Annotated in this window: 16 protein-coding genes; 10 read left to right on the top strand and 6 right to left on the bottom strand. The window is 61.9% G+C overall.

Annotated elements, in window-relative coordinates; all coding sequences use genetic code 11:
- Positions 1–60 precede the first annotated feature (60 nt).
- The 10 genes from J2W46_RS09235 to J2W46_RS09280 all read left to right on the top strand — a co-directional run bounded on the left by J2W46_RS09235 (position 61) and on the right by J2W46_RS09280 (position 8317).
- Positions 61–714, top strand: coding sequence for a hypothetical protein (locus tag J2W46_RS09235; protein ID WP_020071269.1), 654 nt, complete (start codon positions 61–63; stop codon positions 712–714).
- A 7-nt stretch (positions 715–721) separates the two neighbouring features.
- Positions 722–1279, top strand: a complete 558-nt coding sequence (locus tag J2W46_RS09240; RefSeq protein ID WP_310352992.1) for a TlpA family protein disulfide reductase — start codon at positions 722–724, stop codon at positions 1277–1279.
- A 194-nt stretch (positions 1280–1473) separates the two neighbouring features.
- The gene (gene aroQ, locus J2W46_RS09245; protein ID WP_087752228.1) at positions 1474–1929 is read left to right on the top strand and encodes a type II 3-dehydroquinate dehydratase; all 456 of its coding nucleotides are present in this window, start codon (positions 1474–1476) and stop codon (positions 1927–1929) included.
- Between the two features lie 73 nt (positions 1930–2002).
- Entirely contained in the window at positions 2003–2476 is a 474-nt protein-coding gene (gene accB / locus J2W46_RS09250) for an acetyl-CoA carboxylase biotin carboxyl carrier protein (protein WP_020071266.1), read from the top strand.
- Positions 2477–2607: 131 nt separating this feature from the next.
- Positions 2608–3975: an acetyl-CoA carboxylase biotin carboxylase subunit gene (gene accC, locus J2W46_RS09255; protein ID WP_020071265.1), complete on the top strand. Its 1368-nt coding sequence runs from the start codon at positions 2608–2610 to the stop codon at positions 3973–3975.
- A gap of 3 nt (positions 3976–3978) precedes the next feature.
- Complete coding sequence (gene prmA / locus J2W46_RS09260; RefSeq protein ID WP_020071264.1) at positions 3979–4881, top strand: 50S ribosomal protein L11 methyltransferase; 903 nt, start codon at positions 3979–3981, stop codon at positions 4879–4881.
- A gap of 48 nt (positions 4882–4929) precedes the next feature.
- Positions 4930–6210 carry a DUF3426 domain-containing protein gene (locus tag J2W46_RS09265; RefSeq protein WP_310352995.1) on the top strand — a complete coding sequence of 427 codons (1281 nt, stop codon included), beginning with the start codon at positions 4930–4932 and terminating at the stop codon, positions 6208–6210.
- Between the two features lie 73 nt (positions 6211–6283).
- Positions 6284–6784 carry a thiol peroxidase gene (tpx, locus tag J2W46_RS09270; protein WP_020071262.1) on the top strand — a complete coding sequence of 167 codons (501 nt, stop codon included), beginning with the start codon at positions 6284–6286 and terminating at the stop codon, positions 6782–6784.
- Between the two features lie 93 nt (positions 6785–6877).
- Positions 6878–7816, top strand: coding sequence for a carbohydrate kinase family protein (locus J2W46_RS09275; protein WP_310067307.1), 939 nt, complete (start codon positions 6878–6880; stop codon positions 7814–7816).
- 24 nt (positions 7817–7840) lie between these two features.
- Positions 7841–8317: an outer membrane lipoprotein gene (locus J2W46_RS09280; protein WP_027779656.1), complete on the top strand. Its 477-nt coding sequence runs from the start codon at positions 7841–7843 to the stop codon at positions 8315–8317.
- 283 nt (positions 8318–8600) lie between these two features.
- Here J2W46_RS09280 and J2W46_RS09285 read toward each other — a convergent pair whose 3' ends face one another.
- The 6 genes from J2W46_RS09285 to J2W46_RS09310 all read right to left on the bottom strand — a co-directional run bounded on the left by J2W46_RS09285 (position 8601) and on the right by J2W46_RS09310 (position 16064).
- Positions 8601–9245, bottom strand: a complete 645-nt coding sequence (locus tag J2W46_RS09285) for a histone H1-like DNA-binding protein (RefSeq protein WP_020071259.1) — start codon at positions 9243–9245, stop codon at positions 8601–8603.
- A gap of 30 nt (positions 9246–9275) precedes the next feature.
- Complete coding sequence (locus tag J2W46_RS09290; RefSeq protein ID WP_020071258.1) at positions 9276–9602, bottom strand: hypothetical protein; 327 nt, start codon at positions 9600–9602, stop codon at positions 9276–9278.
- An 86-nt stretch (positions 9603–9688) separates the two neighbouring features.
- The gene (locus J2W46_RS09295) at positions 9689–10921 is read right to left on the bottom strand and encodes a ribonucleotide-diphosphate reductase subunit beta (RefSeq protein ID WP_027779653.1); all 1233 of its coding nucleotides are present in this window, start codon (positions 10919–10921) and stop codon (positions 9689–9691) included.
- Between the two features lie 670 nt (positions 10922–11591).
- Positions 11592–14615, bottom strand: a complete 3024-nt coding sequence (locus J2W46_RS09300; protein ID WP_310352999.1) for a ribonucleoside-diphosphate reductase subunit alpha — start codon at positions 14613–14615, stop codon at positions 11592–11594.
- 538 nt (positions 14616–15153) lie between these two features.
- Positions 15154–15750: a 1,6-anhydro-N-acetylmuramyl-L-alanine amidase AmpD gene (ampD, locus tag J2W46_RS09305; protein ID WP_310353002.1), complete on the bottom strand. Its 597-nt coding sequence runs from the start codon at positions 15748–15750 to the stop codon at positions 15154–15156.
- Positions 15747–16064, bottom strand: a complete 318-nt coding sequence (locus J2W46_RS09310) for a PP0621 family protein (protein ID WP_310353004.1) — start codon at positions 16062–16064, stop codon at positions 15747–15749. The genes ampD and J2W46_RS09310 overlap by 4 nt, the downstream gene beginning before the upstream one ends.
- Positions 16065–16073: the final 9 nt, after the last annotated feature.

Genomic DNA, 16073 nt, shown 5'->3' on the forward strand with positions numbered 1-16073 from the left:
CCCGGCAGCCGGCCAGCGCCGCCGGAAAGGGCTGTCATCAATCTCTAGTATGATTGACGGATGGTTCGCAAATCACATTTTGATCCGCAGCGCGTGCGCGAGGAAATCGCCATTGCGGCTGCGCGCCTGATCGCCGAAGACGGTCTCGACTATGCAACGGCCAAGCGCAAAGCGGCTCGACAAGTCATTGGAGAAAGCCGGATTGCCGGCGAATGGCTGCCTGATAACGATCAGATCGAGGAAGAAATCCGCGAATATCAGTCACTCTTTCAGGGCGACAGCCAGCCGGCGCTGCTGCGGCGCCTGCGCGGCATCGCTGTCGAATGGATGGAGCGGCTTGCACCTTTCAACCCTTATTTGACGGGCGCAGTGCTCGGCGGCACGGCCGGCGAGCATTCGGACATTCATCTTCAGGCGTTCTGCGACAACCCAAAAGAAGTAGCCATCTACTTCCTCAACGCCAACATTCAATACGACGTCTCGGAAACGCGCCACTTTGCGGGCCGCGGCTACGTCGAGACGCTGAGCTTTCTGTGGCGGCCGGCGAGCGAAGGGCGCGACTCGGAGCCCGTAGGCGTTCATGTCGCGCTTTATGAGGCGGACGACCTGCGCGGCGCTGTCAAAGCCGACGCTCGTGGACGCACGGCGCGCGCGAATCTTCAGACGGTCCAGTCGCTGCTCGCCGCGGGCGGCGTAGCGCCTTCACCCAACTAGACACACCATGAACAGCAGACGCATTTTGATGGCGGCGCTCGTCGCCGGTGTCGCGGCAGGAAGCGGCGTCCTCGCCAATTACTGGCTGAATGGCGACGAAGGTTTGACCGCGACCGCTCACGCCGCCGGTTCGGCGTCGAAGGAAGGCGCTGTCGCCCAGCTTTGGGCGGCCCCGGTGACTACCGCCGACGGCAAGCCTGGCTCACTTTCCGTGCTGAAAGGACGCGCGATCGTCGTCAATTTCTGGGCTTCGTGGTGCGGGCCGTGTGTCGAGGAAATGCCCGCGCTCTCGCAACTTCAGCGCGATTACGCGAAGAAAGGCATCCAGTTCGTCGGACTTGGCGTCGATTCCGAGAAAAACGTGCAGGCTTTCCTGCAAAAAGTGAAGGTGGCCTACCCGGTCTATGTGACGGGGTTCGGCGGTGCCGACCTCGCGCGATCGTTCGGCAATACGGCGGGCGGCCTGCCGTTCACCGTGGTGATTGACGCAAAGGGCAACATCCGCTCGACAAAATTAGGCCAGATCGATCCTGTCGCCTTAAAACAGACCCTCGACGCGCTGTAAATTTCTCAATCTTTTGACGGCGGTTTTGCGGAGAAAGGCACAAAATTCGGAGCAAATCCGCTGGAATTGCGAGAAATTAGGCGACCGGCGCCCTACTCCGATCGGCTCCCGAACGCTTCGTCCGTGCAGGAAACTAGACAAGTTTCTCTAATCAGCGCTAAAGTGCGCCCAATTCCACGGAAAAAGAAGCGACCATGACGCGACTGCTGGTACTGCACGGCCCCAACCTCAACCTTCTCGGTACGCGGGAACCCGAGGTTTATGGCCGCGTGACGTTGCCGCAGATCGATCAGGCACTATCCGACCGCGCCGCCGACGCCGGCGTAGAACTCGCGTCGTTCCAGAGCAACCATGAAGGCGCTCTGGTGGATCGCATCCAATCCGCCCGGACAGAAAAAACCGATTTCATCCTGATCAATCCGGCTGCGTACACGCACACGAGTGTCGCCATCCGGGACGCTCTGGCGGGCGTCGGCATTCCGTTCGTCGAGATTCATCTGTCGAACGTGCATCGTCGTGAACCGTTCCGGCATCACTCGTATTTTTCCGACCAGGCTGAGGGCGTGATCTGCGGCCTCGGCTGGAAGGGTTATCTGTACGCACTCGAATTCGCGCTCGACCGGCTGGCCGCCGGTTCGTCGCGGGGCTGAAATACAAACACGTCTAATTTGCGCCGGCCGCACACGCGCCGGCACTCCACGCATTGAAAAAAGGGGCTTCCTGATGGATCTACGCAAACTGAAAACTCTGATCGATCTCGTGTCGGAGTCCGGCATCTCGGAACTCGAAGTGACCGAGGGCGAGGGCAAGGTTCGCATCGTCAAGAACGCGCCGCCGGTTTATGTGCAGCCGTCCGCTTCGTACGCGCCGCAATACTCACAGCCGGCCCCGATGGCAGGCGGTGAAGCGCCCGCCGTCACGGCAGCAGGTGCTCCGGCCACGCCGGCAGCCGCCGCGCCACAAGGTCATGTCGTGACCTCGCCGATGGTCGGAACGTTCTACCGTGCCCCGTCGCCGGGCGCCGATCCGTTCGTTCAGGTCGGTGACACGGTCAAGGAAGGCCAGACGATCTGCATCATCGAAGCAATGAAGCTGCTCAACGAAATCGAGTCGGACAAGTCCGGCGTCGTGAAGGAAATTCTCGTCGAAAACGGTCAGGCGGTCGAATACGGCCAACCGCTGTTCGTGGTCGGCTAACGCGGCGCCCATTGCGCCCCCGCTGTGCGCATGCCGCCCCGCGCGCCCGTTGCATTCGGCGCGCGCCCGATCCTCTGAGGCAGCCGGTGTTCTGAGCAACCCGGCGCCCATTGATGAGTCGAAAACCCGCTATGTTTGAAAAAATCCTTATTGCCAATCGTGGCGAGATCGCGCTTCGCATCCAGCGCGCCTGCCGCGAACTGGGCGTCAAGACGGTCGTCGTCTATTCCGAAGCCGACAAGGAAGCCAAGTACGTCAAGCTCGCCGACGAAGCCGTCTGTATCGGCCCGGCACCTTCCAATCTGAGCTACCTGAATATGCCGGCGCTGATCAGCGCGGCGGAAGTCACGGACGCCGAGGCGATTCACCCCGGTTACGGCTTTCTGTCGGAGAACGCCGACTTCGCCGAACGTGTCGAGCAATCCGGCTTCACCTTCATCGGTCCGCGTCCGGAAACCATCCGGATGATGGGCGACAAGGTGACTGCCAAGCAGACCATGATCAAGACCGGCGTGCCGTGCGTGCCGGGTTCTGAAGGCGCATTGCCGGAAGATCCGAAAGAGATCGTGAAAATTGCGCGGCAAGTCGGCTATCCGGTCATCATCAAGGCCGCCGGCGGCGGCGGTGGCCGCGGCATGCGCGTCGTTCACACCGAAGCAGCGCTCGTCAACGCGGTCAACATGACGCGCGAAGAAGCCGGCCGAGCGTTCGGCAACCCGCAGGTCTACATGGAAAAATTCCTGGAGAACCCGCGGCACATCGAAATTCAGGTGTTGTCCGATTCGTTCAAGAACGCGGTCTGGCTCGGCGAGCGCGATTGCTCGATGCAGCGCCGTCACCAGAAAGTGATCGAAGAAGCGCCGGCGCCCGGCATTGCGCGCCGTCTGATCGACCGCATTGGAGACCGTTGCGCGGATGCGTGCAAGAAGATGGGCTATCTTGGCGCCGGTACGTTCGAATTTCTGTACGAAAACGGCGAGTTCTACTTCATTGAAATGAACACGCGTGTGCAGGTCGAGCACCCGGTGACCGAACTGATCACGGGCGTCGACATCGTCCAGGAACAGATCCGCATTGCGGCCGGCGAAAAGCTCGCGTTCCGTCAGCGCGACATCGTGTTCAAGGGCCATGCGATCGAATGCCGGATCAACGCTGAAGATCCGTTCAAGTTCATTCCGTCGCCGGGACGTCTCACGTCGTGGCACATGCCGGGCGGTCCCGGCATTCGCGTCGATTCGCATGCCTACAATGGCTATTTCGTGCCGCCGAACTATGATTCGATGATCGGCAAGCTGATCGCTTACGGCGCCACACGCGAGCAGGCGATCAAGCGGATGCGCATCGCGCTGTCGGAAATGGTCGTCGAAGGAATCCAGACGAACATTCCGTTGCATCGCGAGCTGATGCTGGACGCGAAGTTCGTCGAAGGCGGCACGAGCATTCACTACCTCGAAAACCGGTTGGCCGCGAAGCTGCAGGCCGCGCCGGAAGAAGCGTAAGTCATGAGTTACCGGGAACTGGTCGCCGAATTGGCTCGCGAGCATGCGGAGGAATTTTCCGACGCGCTGCTCGAGTTGGGCGCGCTGTCCGTATCGGTCGAAGATGCGGACGCCGACACGCCCGACGAGCAGCCGCTTTTTGGCGAGCCCGGTCTCACGCCCGACCGCACCGCCTGGCAGCGTTCGCGCGTGATCGCGCTGCTCGCGGCGGAACATGAACCGGCGGTGCTGCTCGCCGCCGCTGCGAACGAGGTCGGCCTTCCGGCGGCGCCGTCGTTCACTGTGCGTGACGTCGAAGAACAGGATTGGGTGCGTCTCACGCAGTCGCAGTTCGATCCGATCCCGATCGGCGAGCGCATCTGGGTCGTGCCTTCATGGCACGACGCGCCGGATCCCAACGCGCTGGTGCTCGAACTCGATCCCGGCCTCGCGTTCGGCACCGGCAGCCATCCCACCACGCGTCTGTGCATGGAGTGGCTGGAGCAATCGGTGAAGCCCGGACAATCCGTGCTCGACTACGGTTGCGGCTCCGGCATTCTTGCGATTCTCGCGAAAAAATGCGGCGCCGATCCTGTGTACGGCATCGACATCGATCCGCAAGCGGTCGAGTCGGCGCGTCATAACAGCGAGCGCAACCGCGCCGAAGTCACCTACGGTCTGCCCAACGAATGCCCCGCCGGCGAGTTCGACATCGTCGTTGCCAATATTCTGTCCAATCCGCTCAAGCTGATGGCCTCGATGCTCTCGTCGAAGGTCAAGCCGGGCGGCCGCATCGCACTGTCGGGCATTCTGGCGCGTCAGGCCGATGAAGTCGCGCAGGTGTACGCGCGATGGATCGACATCGGCGTATGGCGCGAACACGAAGGGTGGGTATGTCTGACGGGAACACGCCGCGAAAGCCATTAGAATAAGGCGTATTGTCCAACCAACGGCCCCTCGGCTAACCGGCTCAATATGCTTCTGGCGACGCGCTGTCCCTTCTGTGAAACCGTCTTCCGCCTGCAACCGACGCAGCTGGCGCTGCGCCGCGGCCTCGTGCGTTGCGGGCAATGCCATGAAGTGTTCGACGCATCCGGCAGCCTCTTCGACATAAGCGAGGGCGGCGACTTCTCCACCGCCAGACAGGTCTCCGCAGCCGCGGCAATCGAGGCGCTCTCCGGCGTGCGCCCGAGCGGCGCAGACTTTAGCCCCGCCGCCTGGGATCCCTGGGCGCCGCGCCCCACGCCGCTCTTCGAGGAACGCTTCCGTCATAACGCACAGAACGTCGCGGCCCAGCCCGGCTACACCGGCGCAGGCACCGCTGGCGCGCCTGGCCATGCCGCGACGGAGCCCACGTTGCCACCCGGCGCATCCGGCACGGCGACGCCGGCCGACCACGAACCGCTGCTCGCGGACGCGCCGCTCGAACCCTTCGCCTATGAAGCAGAGCCGCCCGCCGAAGAACCGCCGCGCGTGTGGCACAAGGCCGAACGCCCTTCGGATTTTCCGATCGACGAACCGGTGCTCAACGAGTCGGCTGCGTTCCATGGGTTCTCCGATAACGAACCGCATTTCGGAACGACCGGCGTAGGCGCGGCCGGCCTCGGCGCAACGCATCCGCATCCCTATTCCGCCAATCCCGCCGATCCCGAACTGCGTGGGCCGACCCGCGCGGCTGCGACGCCGAGCGGTGAGCCGTTCTCGGTGCAGCCGCCGCTCGGCGACGACATGGATCCGTTTCCGGTCACGCGGGAGACGCGTGCCGCAGAACCACGGCGCCTCGCATGGATCGTCGGCGGATCGGTGGCGGCAGTCCTGCTCGTCGTCGCGTTGCTTGCGCAACTCGCGTGGTGGCAGCGTGAGACGGTACTCGTCTATCTGCCGGGTACCCAGGCGCTGTACGCGAAGGTGTGCGCATCGCTCGGCTGCCAGCTCACCGCGCCGCACGACATCGACGGCTTGCAGGTAGAGCCGTCCGATTTGCGGCAAATCGACGGGCCGCACAAGCTCGAATTGCGGATGCCGCTGCGCAACCGCTTCAACGTCGCGCTGGCCTATCCGGCGATCGAACTCACGCTTCTCGACGATCAGAACAACGTGGCGTTGCGCCGCGTGCTGTTCCCGCAAGACTACGTTGCTCCGGGTACGCCGATCGCAGCCGGCCTGCCGCCGCACATGACGCAAACCATGATCGTGCACCTCGATACCGGCAACGCTGTCGCCTCCAATTTCCGCGTACAGATCTTCTATCCGTAACGCATCCCTGCGCGCCTCGCGTCGAGCGGGCGCGTTCACCGTCATCACAGACGAACTTTCGGAGCACAACAACATGAGTCAAGTCACGCTGGGTGGTAACCCGATCGATGTAGCCGGCACTTTCCCGTCGGTGGGTCAGAGCGCTCCCGCTTTCTCGCTGGTCGGCAAGGATCTCAAGCCGCTGTCGCTCGCCGATTTCGCCGGCAAGCGCAAAGTGTTGAACATTGTCCCGAGCCTCGACACGCCGACCTGCGCGACGTCGACCCGCAAGTTCAACGAAGCCGCTGCGAAGCTGAGCAACACGGCTGTGATCGTCGTGTCGGGCGACCTGCCGTTCGCCGCCTCGCGCTTTTGCACGACGGAAGGCATTGAAAACGTCGTGACGGCGTCGACCTTCCGCGGCCATGAATTCGCGCAGGCGTACGGCGTCGACGTGACGAGCGGTCCGCTCACGGGTCTCACGGCGCGCGCGGTTGTCGTGATCGACGAGAACGACAAGGTGGTTCATGCGGAACTGGTCGACGAAATCAAGAACGAACCGAATTACGACGCAGCACTTGCCGCGCTGAAGTAAAACCTCAGCACCCGAAGACTCCGGCGCCGCGCTTCACGCGCGGCGCTGTCACGTCCTCACTACCTATTCTTCATTTTTTACAGGACGCTCGCCTTGGCTACGCTGATTTGCGGCTCGCTCGCCTACGACAACATCATGACCTTCGAAGGCCGCTTCCGGGAGCACATCCTGCCGGAGCAGGTCCACATCCTGAACGTGAGCTTTCTCGTGCCGACGATGCGCCGCGAGTTCGGCGGCTGCGCAGGCAACATCGCGTATTCGCTGAACCTGCTGGGCGGCGACGCGCGCATCATGGGCACGCTCGGCGCGGTCGACGCCCAGTTGTACATGGACCGGTTTGCGCAACTCGGGCTATCGACGGAAAACGTGCTGGTCGTGCCGGGCACCTATTCGGCGCAGGCCATGATCACCACCGACCTCGAAAACAATCAGATCACCGCGTTCCATCCGGGCGCGATGATGCAGTCGCACCTGAACCGCGCGGACGAAGCGAAAGGCATCACGCTCGGCATCGTCGCGCCCGACGGCTACGACGGCATGGTTCAGCATTCGGAGCACCTGGCCGCGGCCGGCGTGCCGTTCATCTTCGATCCAGGTCAAGGGTTGCCCCTCTTCGACGGTGCTGCACTGCGGCGCATGATTGAACTTGCGACTTACGTAGCTGTCAACGATTACGAAGCCAAACTTGTGAGCAACAAGACAGGTTGGTCGATCGAAGAGATCGCCGGCAAGGTCGAAGCGCTCATCGTCACGCTCGGCGAACACGGTGCGCAGATTCATCACACGGGCGGCGTCGAAGAGATTCCGGCCGTCAAGGCACAGCAGGTGCTGGACCCCACAGGATGCGGCGACGCGTTTCGCGGCGGCTTGCTGTACGGCATCGAGAACAAGATCGGCTGGGCGACCACCGGCCGTCTCGCGAGCCTGATGGGCGCGCTGAAGATCGAGCATCAGGGCCCGCAAAACTATGCGCCTACCCGGGCGCAGATCAACGAACGGTTCAAGCAGGCGTTCGGGTACGACCTGCCGTAATACCGAAGCTATTGGAGTTAGGGAATGAGAATAACGAGTCGCCTGATAGTGGCCACCTTGATCGCCGGTTCGCTGGCTATGTCGGGGTGCGCATACAACAGCAGCTCTGCCGACGTTTACACGGCGTCGCAGGCACAGCGCGAAGAAACGGTCCGCATGGGCACGGTCGACAGTGTGCGCGCAGTCAAGATCAGCTCGAACAACGGTCAGCCGAGCGGCATCGGCGCAATCGGCGGCGGCGCTCTCGGTGCAGTGGCGGGCAGCACTATCGGCGGCGGCACGGGCTCGATCATCACCGGGATTATTGGCGGTCTGGCGGGTGCGGTGGCCGGCAACTCGGTCGAGAACCGGGTGGCCGTGCACGACGGTCTGGAAGTTACCGTGCGGCTCGATAACGGCGACATCCGCGCAATCACGCAAAGCTCAACCGGCGAGATCTTCCGCGCAGGCGAGCGCGTTCGGCTTCTTTCCAGCGGCGGCGTGACGCGCGTCACGCACTAAGGTTCCCCTCTCGAACGGCCAGGCATAACGCGGCCGCGTCGACCTCACACGCATGCCCTCCCCTGTGCATGCGTTTTTTTTCGCCTGCGCGCAGTGACTGCATCCGGGCGTGCCGACGCTCCCCGTTATGCACCGACGAAAAAAATCCCGTCGCCGGAAACCGGCAACGGGACCCTGACGGAGTAGCACTCGCGAAGCTACGTTGAGCGCCACTCGATCATTGGACGCATCGTGCGATGCGTCCATGCACTCCTACTTCTTACTGACCTGCTAACTGCCCGAGTTACGGACGGCTGCCCGTCGGGAACGGCCATGCCGCTGCCGGGTTCAGCGCGGTCTTCACCGTCGCCGCCGGTGCGCTCGAAACAGAAGTCGCAGCGGGTGCAGGCGCAGCCTTCTTGGCGACAGCCTTCTTCGCAGGGGCAGCCTTCTTCGCAGGAGCAGCGGCCTTCTTCGCAGGAGCAGCCTTCTTGGCAGGCGCAGCCTTTTTAGCAGCAGCCTTTTTCGCAGGCGCAGCCTTCTTGGCGGCAGCCTTCTTAGCAGGCGCGGCTTTCTTCGCAGCAGCCTTCTTCGCAGGCGCGGCCTTCTTGGCTGCGGCCTTCTTAGCCGGTGCAGCCTTCTTCGCTGCGGCCTTCTTCGCCGGTGCTGCCTTCTTCGCTGCGGCCTTCTTAGCCGGCGCTGCCTTCTTCGCTGCTACCTTCTTTGCCGGTGCGGCTTTCTTGGCTGCAACCTTCTTAGCCGGTGCAGCTTTCTTCGCTGCTACCTTCTTAGCCGGTGCTGCTTTCTTTGCCGCGACCTTCTTGGCCGGCGCTGCCTTCTTCGCTGCTACTTTCTTTGCCGGTGCTGCCTTCTTCGCCGGAGCTGCCTTCTTTGCTGCGACCTTCTTTGCTGCAGGCTTCTTAGCGGCGGCTTTCTTTGCAGTTGCCATCATTTTCTCCTTCAGGTTTTCAGATGAGAGTCAGTTCAAACTACACCCTTCGTCAAAACCCGCTTCCCGCGGACGCTTCTCAGGGCGCGCGCTACGAAGCGGGCTATTCATCGGCGTACGCAGGTGCCGCGCGCTTACGCTAATGAATGCGGTAAGGCGCGCCGTGCCCGAAGGCACCGCGCGCCAAATGTCATCGGTGTTGGGTTTCAACACCGGTAATTGCTTGATCGAGCCACCGGCGATAACGCCGGCGACTTTTTCCGGGGGGAAGTTTGCCCATCCCACTGAAGGGTTCGCAAAGTGCCTGTCATGTTTGTGGGCCGCGAAGGCACGCGGCGCACCGGGCACGCTTTGCATCAGGCGGTTCAGCTCCTAAACATAATTGCCGCGGCCGAGGCCCACGGCATCCCCATCGATGAATGCATCTACGACACGAACCCGGATCACTCCCAGGTCAGCGCGCCGCCAGTCTGATATTCGATCACACGCGTCTCGAAGAAGTTGCGCTCCTTCTTCAGGTCGATCATCTCGCTCATCCACGGGAACGGGTTTTCCTCGTTCGGGTACAGCGGATCGAGACCGATCTGCTGGCAACGGCGGTTGCAGATGAAGCGCAGATAACTCTTGAACATCGACGCATTGAGGCCGAGCACCCCGCGCGGCATCGTGTCTTCTGCGTAACGATATTCAAGTTCGACCGCTTGCTGGAAGATCTCGCGGATTTCCGCGCGGAACTCAGCCGTCCAGAGTTGCGGGTTCTCAAGTTTGATCTGGTTGATCAGGTCGATGCCGAAGTTGCAGTGCATCGACTCGTCGCGCAGGATGTACTGGTACTGTTCCGCCGCGCCCGTCATCTTGTTCTGACGGCCGAGCGCCAGGATCTGCGTGAAGCCGACGTAGAAGAACAAGCCTTCCATCACGCAGGCGAACACGATCAGGGAGCGCAGCAGCGTCTGGTCAGTCTCGAGCGTGCCGGTCTGGAAACCCGGATCGGTCAGCACGTTGATGTACGGAATGAGGAATTCGTCTTTCGCGCGGATCGAGGAGACCTCGTGATACGCGTTGAAGATTTCGCCCTCGTCGAGGCCGAGCGATTCGACGATGTACTGATAGGCGTGTGTGTGGATCGCTTCTTCGAACGCCTGGCGCAGCAGGAACTGGCGGCATTCGGGAGCCGTGATGTGGCGGTAGGTGCCCAGCACGATGTTGTTGGCGGCGAGGGAGTCGGCCGTGACGAAGAAGCCCAGGTTGCGCTTGACGATGCGGCGCTCGTCTTCGGTCAGCCCGTTCGGGTCTTTCCAGAGGGCGATGTCGCGCGACATGTTCACTTCTTGCGGCATCCAGTGGTTGGCGCAACCAGCCAGATACTTTTCCCAAGCCCACTTGTACTTGAACGGCACCAACTGATTCACGTCAGTCTGGCCGTTGATGATGCGCTTGTCGGCGACATTCACTCGCGCTTCTGAAACTGCAGCAGTTCCAGCAGCATGAGCAACGGTAGCAGCGGGAGCGACAGCGATGTCGTTCGCGAAGATGTCTTGAGCCGAGGGAGCATGAGGAGCGGAACGCGTTCCGACTTGCGAACCGACAGCCGGTCCCGCAGCGTTGCGCAACACGTTCGGTTGCGTAGCGCTCGAGGGAGTTACGGCAGTGATCTCGTCATCCCAGTTGAGCATAAATGTCACCATCAATTTAGAACGGTTTGTACCATCTTTTCACGAGCGATAAAAGAGTCCACTCGCGAAAAATCCTGTTTTCGATTCGCGTTGCTACGTTCATACAACACTTTGTTCAACAGACTGTGTGCGTTGCCTCGTATGAAGCAAGTTGAACGTGTGTCGTCGAGGTGCTTCGCGAGTTCGAAGAGCAACGCGTTGAAGCGTCGTTTCGCTGCTCTATCTATCTGTATTGCGGAGTGCGTTTGCTGTGTCTTGCACTTCTCTGCGAGTTGCCGGTCCGTCAGCGCTAGCGAGATGAAGTTCAATGCAATGCGTGGCGATGCGTGTGGCCGACTGCGTTGTTCGCTCCATCGGTCGAAGCGTTGGGTCGCGCGCTCGGATGTTGTCTCGCGCGCTTCGTGAAGTGCCGACTCGTTGCTTCGTTGCCTGGCTTCGTTGCTTCGTTGCCCGACTTCGTGCCTAAGCTTCGTTGCGTGGATGCTTCGCTTCGTTGCGTCGATGAGCGGTGCGGCCTCGCTGACTTCGTCTATCTTGCTTGCCGCGCCGCTCGTCGGTTTATATCTGCTTCATCTCTATCAGGTTCGTTGATCGCTGCATGCGGGTCTTTACCTGGAACCCGTCAGCAAGCAACGAACCCGCTTGCTGCTCGACGCTTACTGCTCGACGCTTACTGGCAAGCCTCGCATTCGTCGAAGCCAGGGTCGCCCGGACGCATCATGCAGACGGGACCGTCTGCTTCGGGCGCCGCTTCCACTGCGACTGCCGACGCTGCCGCTGTTGCTGCCGTTGCTGCCTGAAGGCCGCCGCCATTGCCGAGTGCACCACCGGCACCGCCGCTCGCGCCGAAACCGCCTGCCGCGCCACCGCCGACACCACCCGTGCCTTCACCGCCGCCCGAGCTCACTGCGTTGAGCGCGCCGTGAGCGACCGTCGACTTCTCGACGTGCGTTGCCGCCATCGTGCGGAGGTAGTACGTGGTCTTCAGACCGCGGACCCATGCAAGCTTGTAGATCTCGTCGAGCTTCTTACCCGATGCGCCGCCCATGTAGATGTTCAGCGACTGCGCCTGGTCGATCCACTTCTGACGGCGCGACGCCGCTTCGACGAGCCACTTCGGATCGACTTCGAACGCGGTTGCGTAGATCGCGCGCAGGTCGGCCGGGATACGGTCGATGCGCGAGAGCGTGCCGTCGAAGTACTTCAGGTCGGCGACCATCACTTCGTCCCACAGGCCGCGCGCCTTCAGGTCACGCACCAGGTAGTCGTTGACCACCGTGAACTCGCCCGACAGGTTCGACTTCACATACAGGTTCTGGAACGTCGGTTCGATACAAGCCGACACGCCGATGATGTTCGAGATCGTCGCCGTCGGCGCGATCGCGATGCAGTTCGAGTTGCGCATGCCGTAAGTGGCGATGCGCTCGCGCAGTTCCGTCCAGTCCATCGACTCGCTCGAATCGACTTCGACATAGCCGCCACGCGCGTCGGCCAGCAGCTTGACCGAGTCTTGCGGGAGGATGCCGCGATCCCACAACGAGCCGCGGTAGCTGGAGTAGCGGCCGCGTTCCTGCGCCAGTTCGGTCGACGCGTAGTAAGCGTAGTAGCAGACCGCTTCCATCGACGTGTCGGCGAACTTGACCGCTTCTTCAGACGCGTACGGCGTGCGCAGCAGATGCAGGCAGTCCTGGAAGCCCATGATGCCCATTCCGACCGGACGGTGCTTCAGGTTCGAGTTACGCGCCTTGGCAACTGCGTAATAGTTGATGTCGATCACGTTGTCGAGCATGCGCATTGCAACGCTGACCGTGCGCTTGAGCTTGTCGTGGTCGAGCGCGAGCGTGCCGTCGGCCTGTTCCTTCAGATGCGCGACGAGGTTCACCGAGCCCAGGTTGCAGACCGCGATTTCCGAGTCGCTCGTGTTCAGCGTGATTTCCGTGCAAAGGTTCGACGAGTGGACGACGCCGACGTGCTGTTGCGGCGAGCGCACATTGCACGGATCCTTGAACGTGATCCACGGGTGGCCGGTTTCGAACAGCATGCCGAGCATCTTGCGCCACAGTTGCGCCGCGGGCACCTTCTTGAACAGCTTGATCTCGCCGCGCGCGACCTTGTCTTCGTAAGCCGTGTAAGCCGCTTCGAACTCGGCGCCGAACTTGTCGTGCAGGTCCGGGCAGGTGGACGGCGAGAACAGCGTCCAGTCGCCGCCTTCCATCACGCGCTTCATGAACAGGTCGGGAATCCAGTTCGCCGTGTTCATGTCGTGCGTGCGACGACGGTCGTCGCCGGTGTTCTTGCGCAGCTCGAGGAACTCTTCAATGTCCAGGTGCCACGTTTCCAGGTACGCGCACACTGCGCCCTTGCGCTTGCCGCCCTGGTTCACGGCGACAGCCGTGTCGTTGACGACCTTCAGGAACGGCACCACGCCTTGCGACTTGCCATTGGTGCCCTTGATGTGCGAGCCGAGCGCACGCACACGCGTCCAGTCGTTGCCGAGACCGCCGGCAAACTTCGAGAGCAGCGCGTTTTCCTTCAGTGCTTCGTAGATGCCGTCCAGGTCGTCGTCGACCGTGGTCAGGTAGCACGACGACAGCTGCGAGCGGCGCGTGCCCGAATTGAACAGCGTCGGCGTGGACGACATGAAGTCGAAGCTCGACAGCACGTTGTAAAACTCGATCGCGCGCGCTTCGCGGTCGATCTCGTTCAGCGACAGGCCCATTGCGACACGCATAAAGAATGCCTGAGGCATTTCGATACGCACGCCGTCGTGGTGCAGGAAGTAACGGTCATACAGCGTCTGCAGACCGAGATAGCCGAATTGCAGATCGCGATTGTTGTCGAGCGCGGCACCCAGGCGCTTCAGGTCAAACTGCAGCAGCTTGTCGTCGAGCAGCTCGGCTTGCACGCCGCGCTTGATGAACTGCGGAAAGTACTCGGCGTAACGCTCGCCCATTTCGGCTTGCGTGACTTCTTCTTCGAGAATCTCGCGGCGGATGGTGTGCAGCAGGATGCGAGCGGTGACCTGGCTGTAGGCCGGATCTTTTTCGATCATCGTACGTGCAGCCAGAATCGCCGAGTCGTAGACCTGGCTCATCGGCACGCCGTCGTACAGATTCTTCACCGTTTCCGCGACGATCGGCTCCGCGCTCACCGCGTCACCCAGGTTCGCGCAAGCGGACTCGATAATGCCGCGCAGTGCAGCGAGGTCGAGCGGACGCGTGACGCCGTTGTCCGTGACCGTGAGGCCCGGCGTGCCGACGGCAGCGTGATCGTCATGAGCGCGCGCCTGCGTGCGCTTCTCGCGATACAGCACGTACGCACGTGCGACGTTGTGCTCGCCGCCGCGCATCAGCGCGAGTTCGACCTGATCCTGAATGTCTTCGATATGGAACGTGCCGCCGTTCGGACGGCTGCGCAGCAGCGCGCGCACCACGTTCTGCGTCAGTTGCTCGACCAGTTCACGCACACGCGCCGACGCCGCGCCTTGACCACCGTTGACGGCGAGAAATGCCTTCGTCACGGCGATGGCGATCTTCGACGGTTCGAACGACACCACGCTGCCATTACGACGGATCACCTTGTAGTCGGCGTACGTCGCTTGCGGCGCGAGCGCTTGAGTGCCTTGTGCCTGGCCGAACGCCTGGCCAGTCGGTGATCCCTCATACCGGGTCGTCACGTTGTCGGTGGTTTGCATGTGCAAAGCTCCTGGTCCTGGAAATGTTGCGGCGAGTGCCGCGGATTAAAACGAACGCTGCGCCGCCGCGTGCGCATGCGAGGAGGTGCAGGAAAAAGACCGGCCTGGGCGGCTGGCGGGATGCGACTGCGATGAAGCCTGATTCGAATTGAAAACGGTCTTCGTCGTATGTGTCGCGATCACTCTCAGCCCCTTTCCTGATGCTTTTGGTTGCCGCCGGCTGGTCAGGTCCGGCTGCGCTGCAGGATTATTTTTCGCTGCCTGGAATGCTTGCGGCGCCGTGCTCAAAGAGCGGGGCGCCGCGACTTGTGCACGTAGTTATGCACTCGGTTATTCACACAGTTATGCACAGGACACACAATATCTAGTGCGTAACTGAATTTGTGGCACCAAGTATAGTGGAGATTCGAGACAGGTCAAACGGTTTTATTTGCTTTTGAAGTCTTGACTTTTGCACCGCGCGGCGCGAAGCGCTCCACCCGCAGAAGCAGGCAGAGCCTCGCTCTGCGGCTCACGCGCGACGTCGCGCACAGTGCCGTTACAGCGTTCTGGAAAACTTGAGATAGGGGAAATACCGATCCGCCAGCAACGTATCGCGTTGCAGACGCGCCCACTCGAAATGTGGTCCTGGATCAGTCTTGCGATCAGGCGCAATGTCGGAGTGCCCGGCAAGCGCTTCGATTGGATAACGAGCCGTCAGCGCACTGACGAGCGAGCCGAGCGTGCGGTATTGCGCCGCCTCGAAAGGAGTCGTGTCACTGCCTTCCAGCTCGATGCCGATCGAGAAATCGTTGCAACGCTCACGGCCGAAGAAGTTCGATGGGCCTGCGTGCCATGCGCGCTCATTGCACGACACGAACTGCTCGAGCGCGCCGTCGCGATGAATCACGAAATGGGCGGACACCCGCACGCCGCGCAGATGCGCTTCGTAATAAGGATGCGCGTCACAATCGAGCGTATTGAGAAACAGTTCGGCGATCGCCGTGCCGCCAAACTGGTTAGGCGGCAGGCTGATGTTATGGACCACGATCAGAGTCGGCACCGCGCCTTGCGGCCGTGCTTCGAAATTCGGCGATGGCAGCCTGCGCGCTTGTGCGACCCAACCGTCTGCGTCGACGGCGAACGCGATGCTCATCGGGCGTCGCGGCCTGTGGGTCGTGCGCCGTGCCGCCGCGCGTGAGCGGCGCTGCAGAACGGCTGCCCGGCGACGACCACCGAGTCGCTCTTAGGCGCATGCACGCCGCACTCGACGCAACGGATCATCGGCTCGGCGAGTTGAGGCGGTTGTGCGGGACGCGCGGCACCGTTGCCATTGCCGGCGGCGCCCGATGCGCCTCGCGCGCCGTCGGCGCCGGTGCGTTGTGCCGAGTGCGCGTCATGACGGCGCAGCGCCTTCACGAGCCACTGGCCGACGAAGAACAATATGATGAGCAGAAAGATTTGTCGCATGGGGCACGC

This window comes from Paraburkholderia strydomiana (assembly GCF_031456815.1).
GTDB classification, from domain to species: Bacteria; Pseudomonadota; Gammaproteobacteria; order Burkholderiales; family Burkholderiaceae; genus Paraburkholderia; species Paraburkholderia caledonica.

What these genes read in the sequence shown, in the direction of transcription:
- J2W46_RS09235 (WP_020071269.1), top strand. Translation starts at nt 61, where the DNA reads ATGGTTCGCAAATCACATTTTGATCCGCAGCGCGTGCGCGAGGAAATC.
- J2W46_RS09240 (WP_310352992.1), top strand. Translation starts at nt 722, where the DNA reads ATGAACAGCAGACGCATTTTGATGGCGGCGCTCGTCGCCGGTGTCGCG.
- aroQ (WP_087752228.1), top strand. Translation starts at nt 1,474, where the DNA reads ATGACGCGACTGCTGGTACTGCACGGCCCCAACCTCAACCTTCTCGGT.
- accB (WP_020071266.1), top strand. Translation starts at nt 2,003, where the DNA reads ATGGATCTACGCAAACTGAAAACTCTGATCGATCTCGTGTCGGAGTCC.
- accC (WP_020071265.1), top strand. Translation starts at nt 2,608, where the DNA reads ATGTTTGAAAAAATCCTTATTGCCAATCGTGGCGAGATCGCGCTTCGC.
- prmA (WP_020071264.1), top strand. Translation starts at nt 3,979, where the DNA reads ATGAGTTACCGGGAACTGGTCGCCGAATTGGCTCGCGAGCATGCGGAG.
- J2W46_RS09265 (WP_310352995.1), top strand. Translation starts at nt 4,930, where the DNA reads ATGCTTCTGGCGACGCGCTGTCCCTTCTGTGAAACCGTCTTCCGCCTG.
- tpx (WP_020071262.1), top strand. Translation starts at nt 6,284, where the DNA reads ATGAGTCAAGTCACGCTGGGTGGTAACCCGATCGATGTAGCCGGCACT.
- J2W46_RS09280 (WP_027779656.1), top strand. Translation starts at nt 7,841, where the DNA reads ATGAGAATAACGAGTCGCCTGATAGTGGCCACCTTGATCGCCGGTTCG.
- J2W46_RS09285 (WP_020071259.1), bottom strand. Translation starts at nt 9,245, where the DNA reads ATGGCAACTGCAAAGAAAGCCGCCGCTAAGAAGCCTGCAGCAAAGAAG.
- J2W46_RS09290 (WP_020071258.1), bottom strand. Translation starts at nt 9,602, where the DNA reads ATGCAAAGCGTGCCCGGTGCGCCGCGTGCCTTCGCGGCCCACAAACAT.
- J2W46_RS09295 (WP_027779653.1), bottom strand. Translation starts at nt 10,921, where the DNA reads ATGCTCAACTGGGATGACGAGATCACTGCCGTAACTCCCTCGAGCGCT.
- J2W46_RS09300 (WP_310352999.1), bottom strand. Translation starts at nt 14,615, where the DNA reads ATGCAAACCACCGACAACGTGACGACCCGGTATGAGGGATCACCGACT.
- ampD (WP_310353002.1), bottom strand. Translation starts at nt 15,750, where the DNA reads ATGAGCATCGCGTTCGCCGTCGACGCAGACGGTTGGGTCGCACAAGCG.
- J2W46_RS09310 (WP_310353004.1), bottom strand. Translation starts at nt 16,064, where the DNA reads ATGCGACAAATCTTTCTGCTCATCATATTGTTCTTCGTCGGCCAGTGG.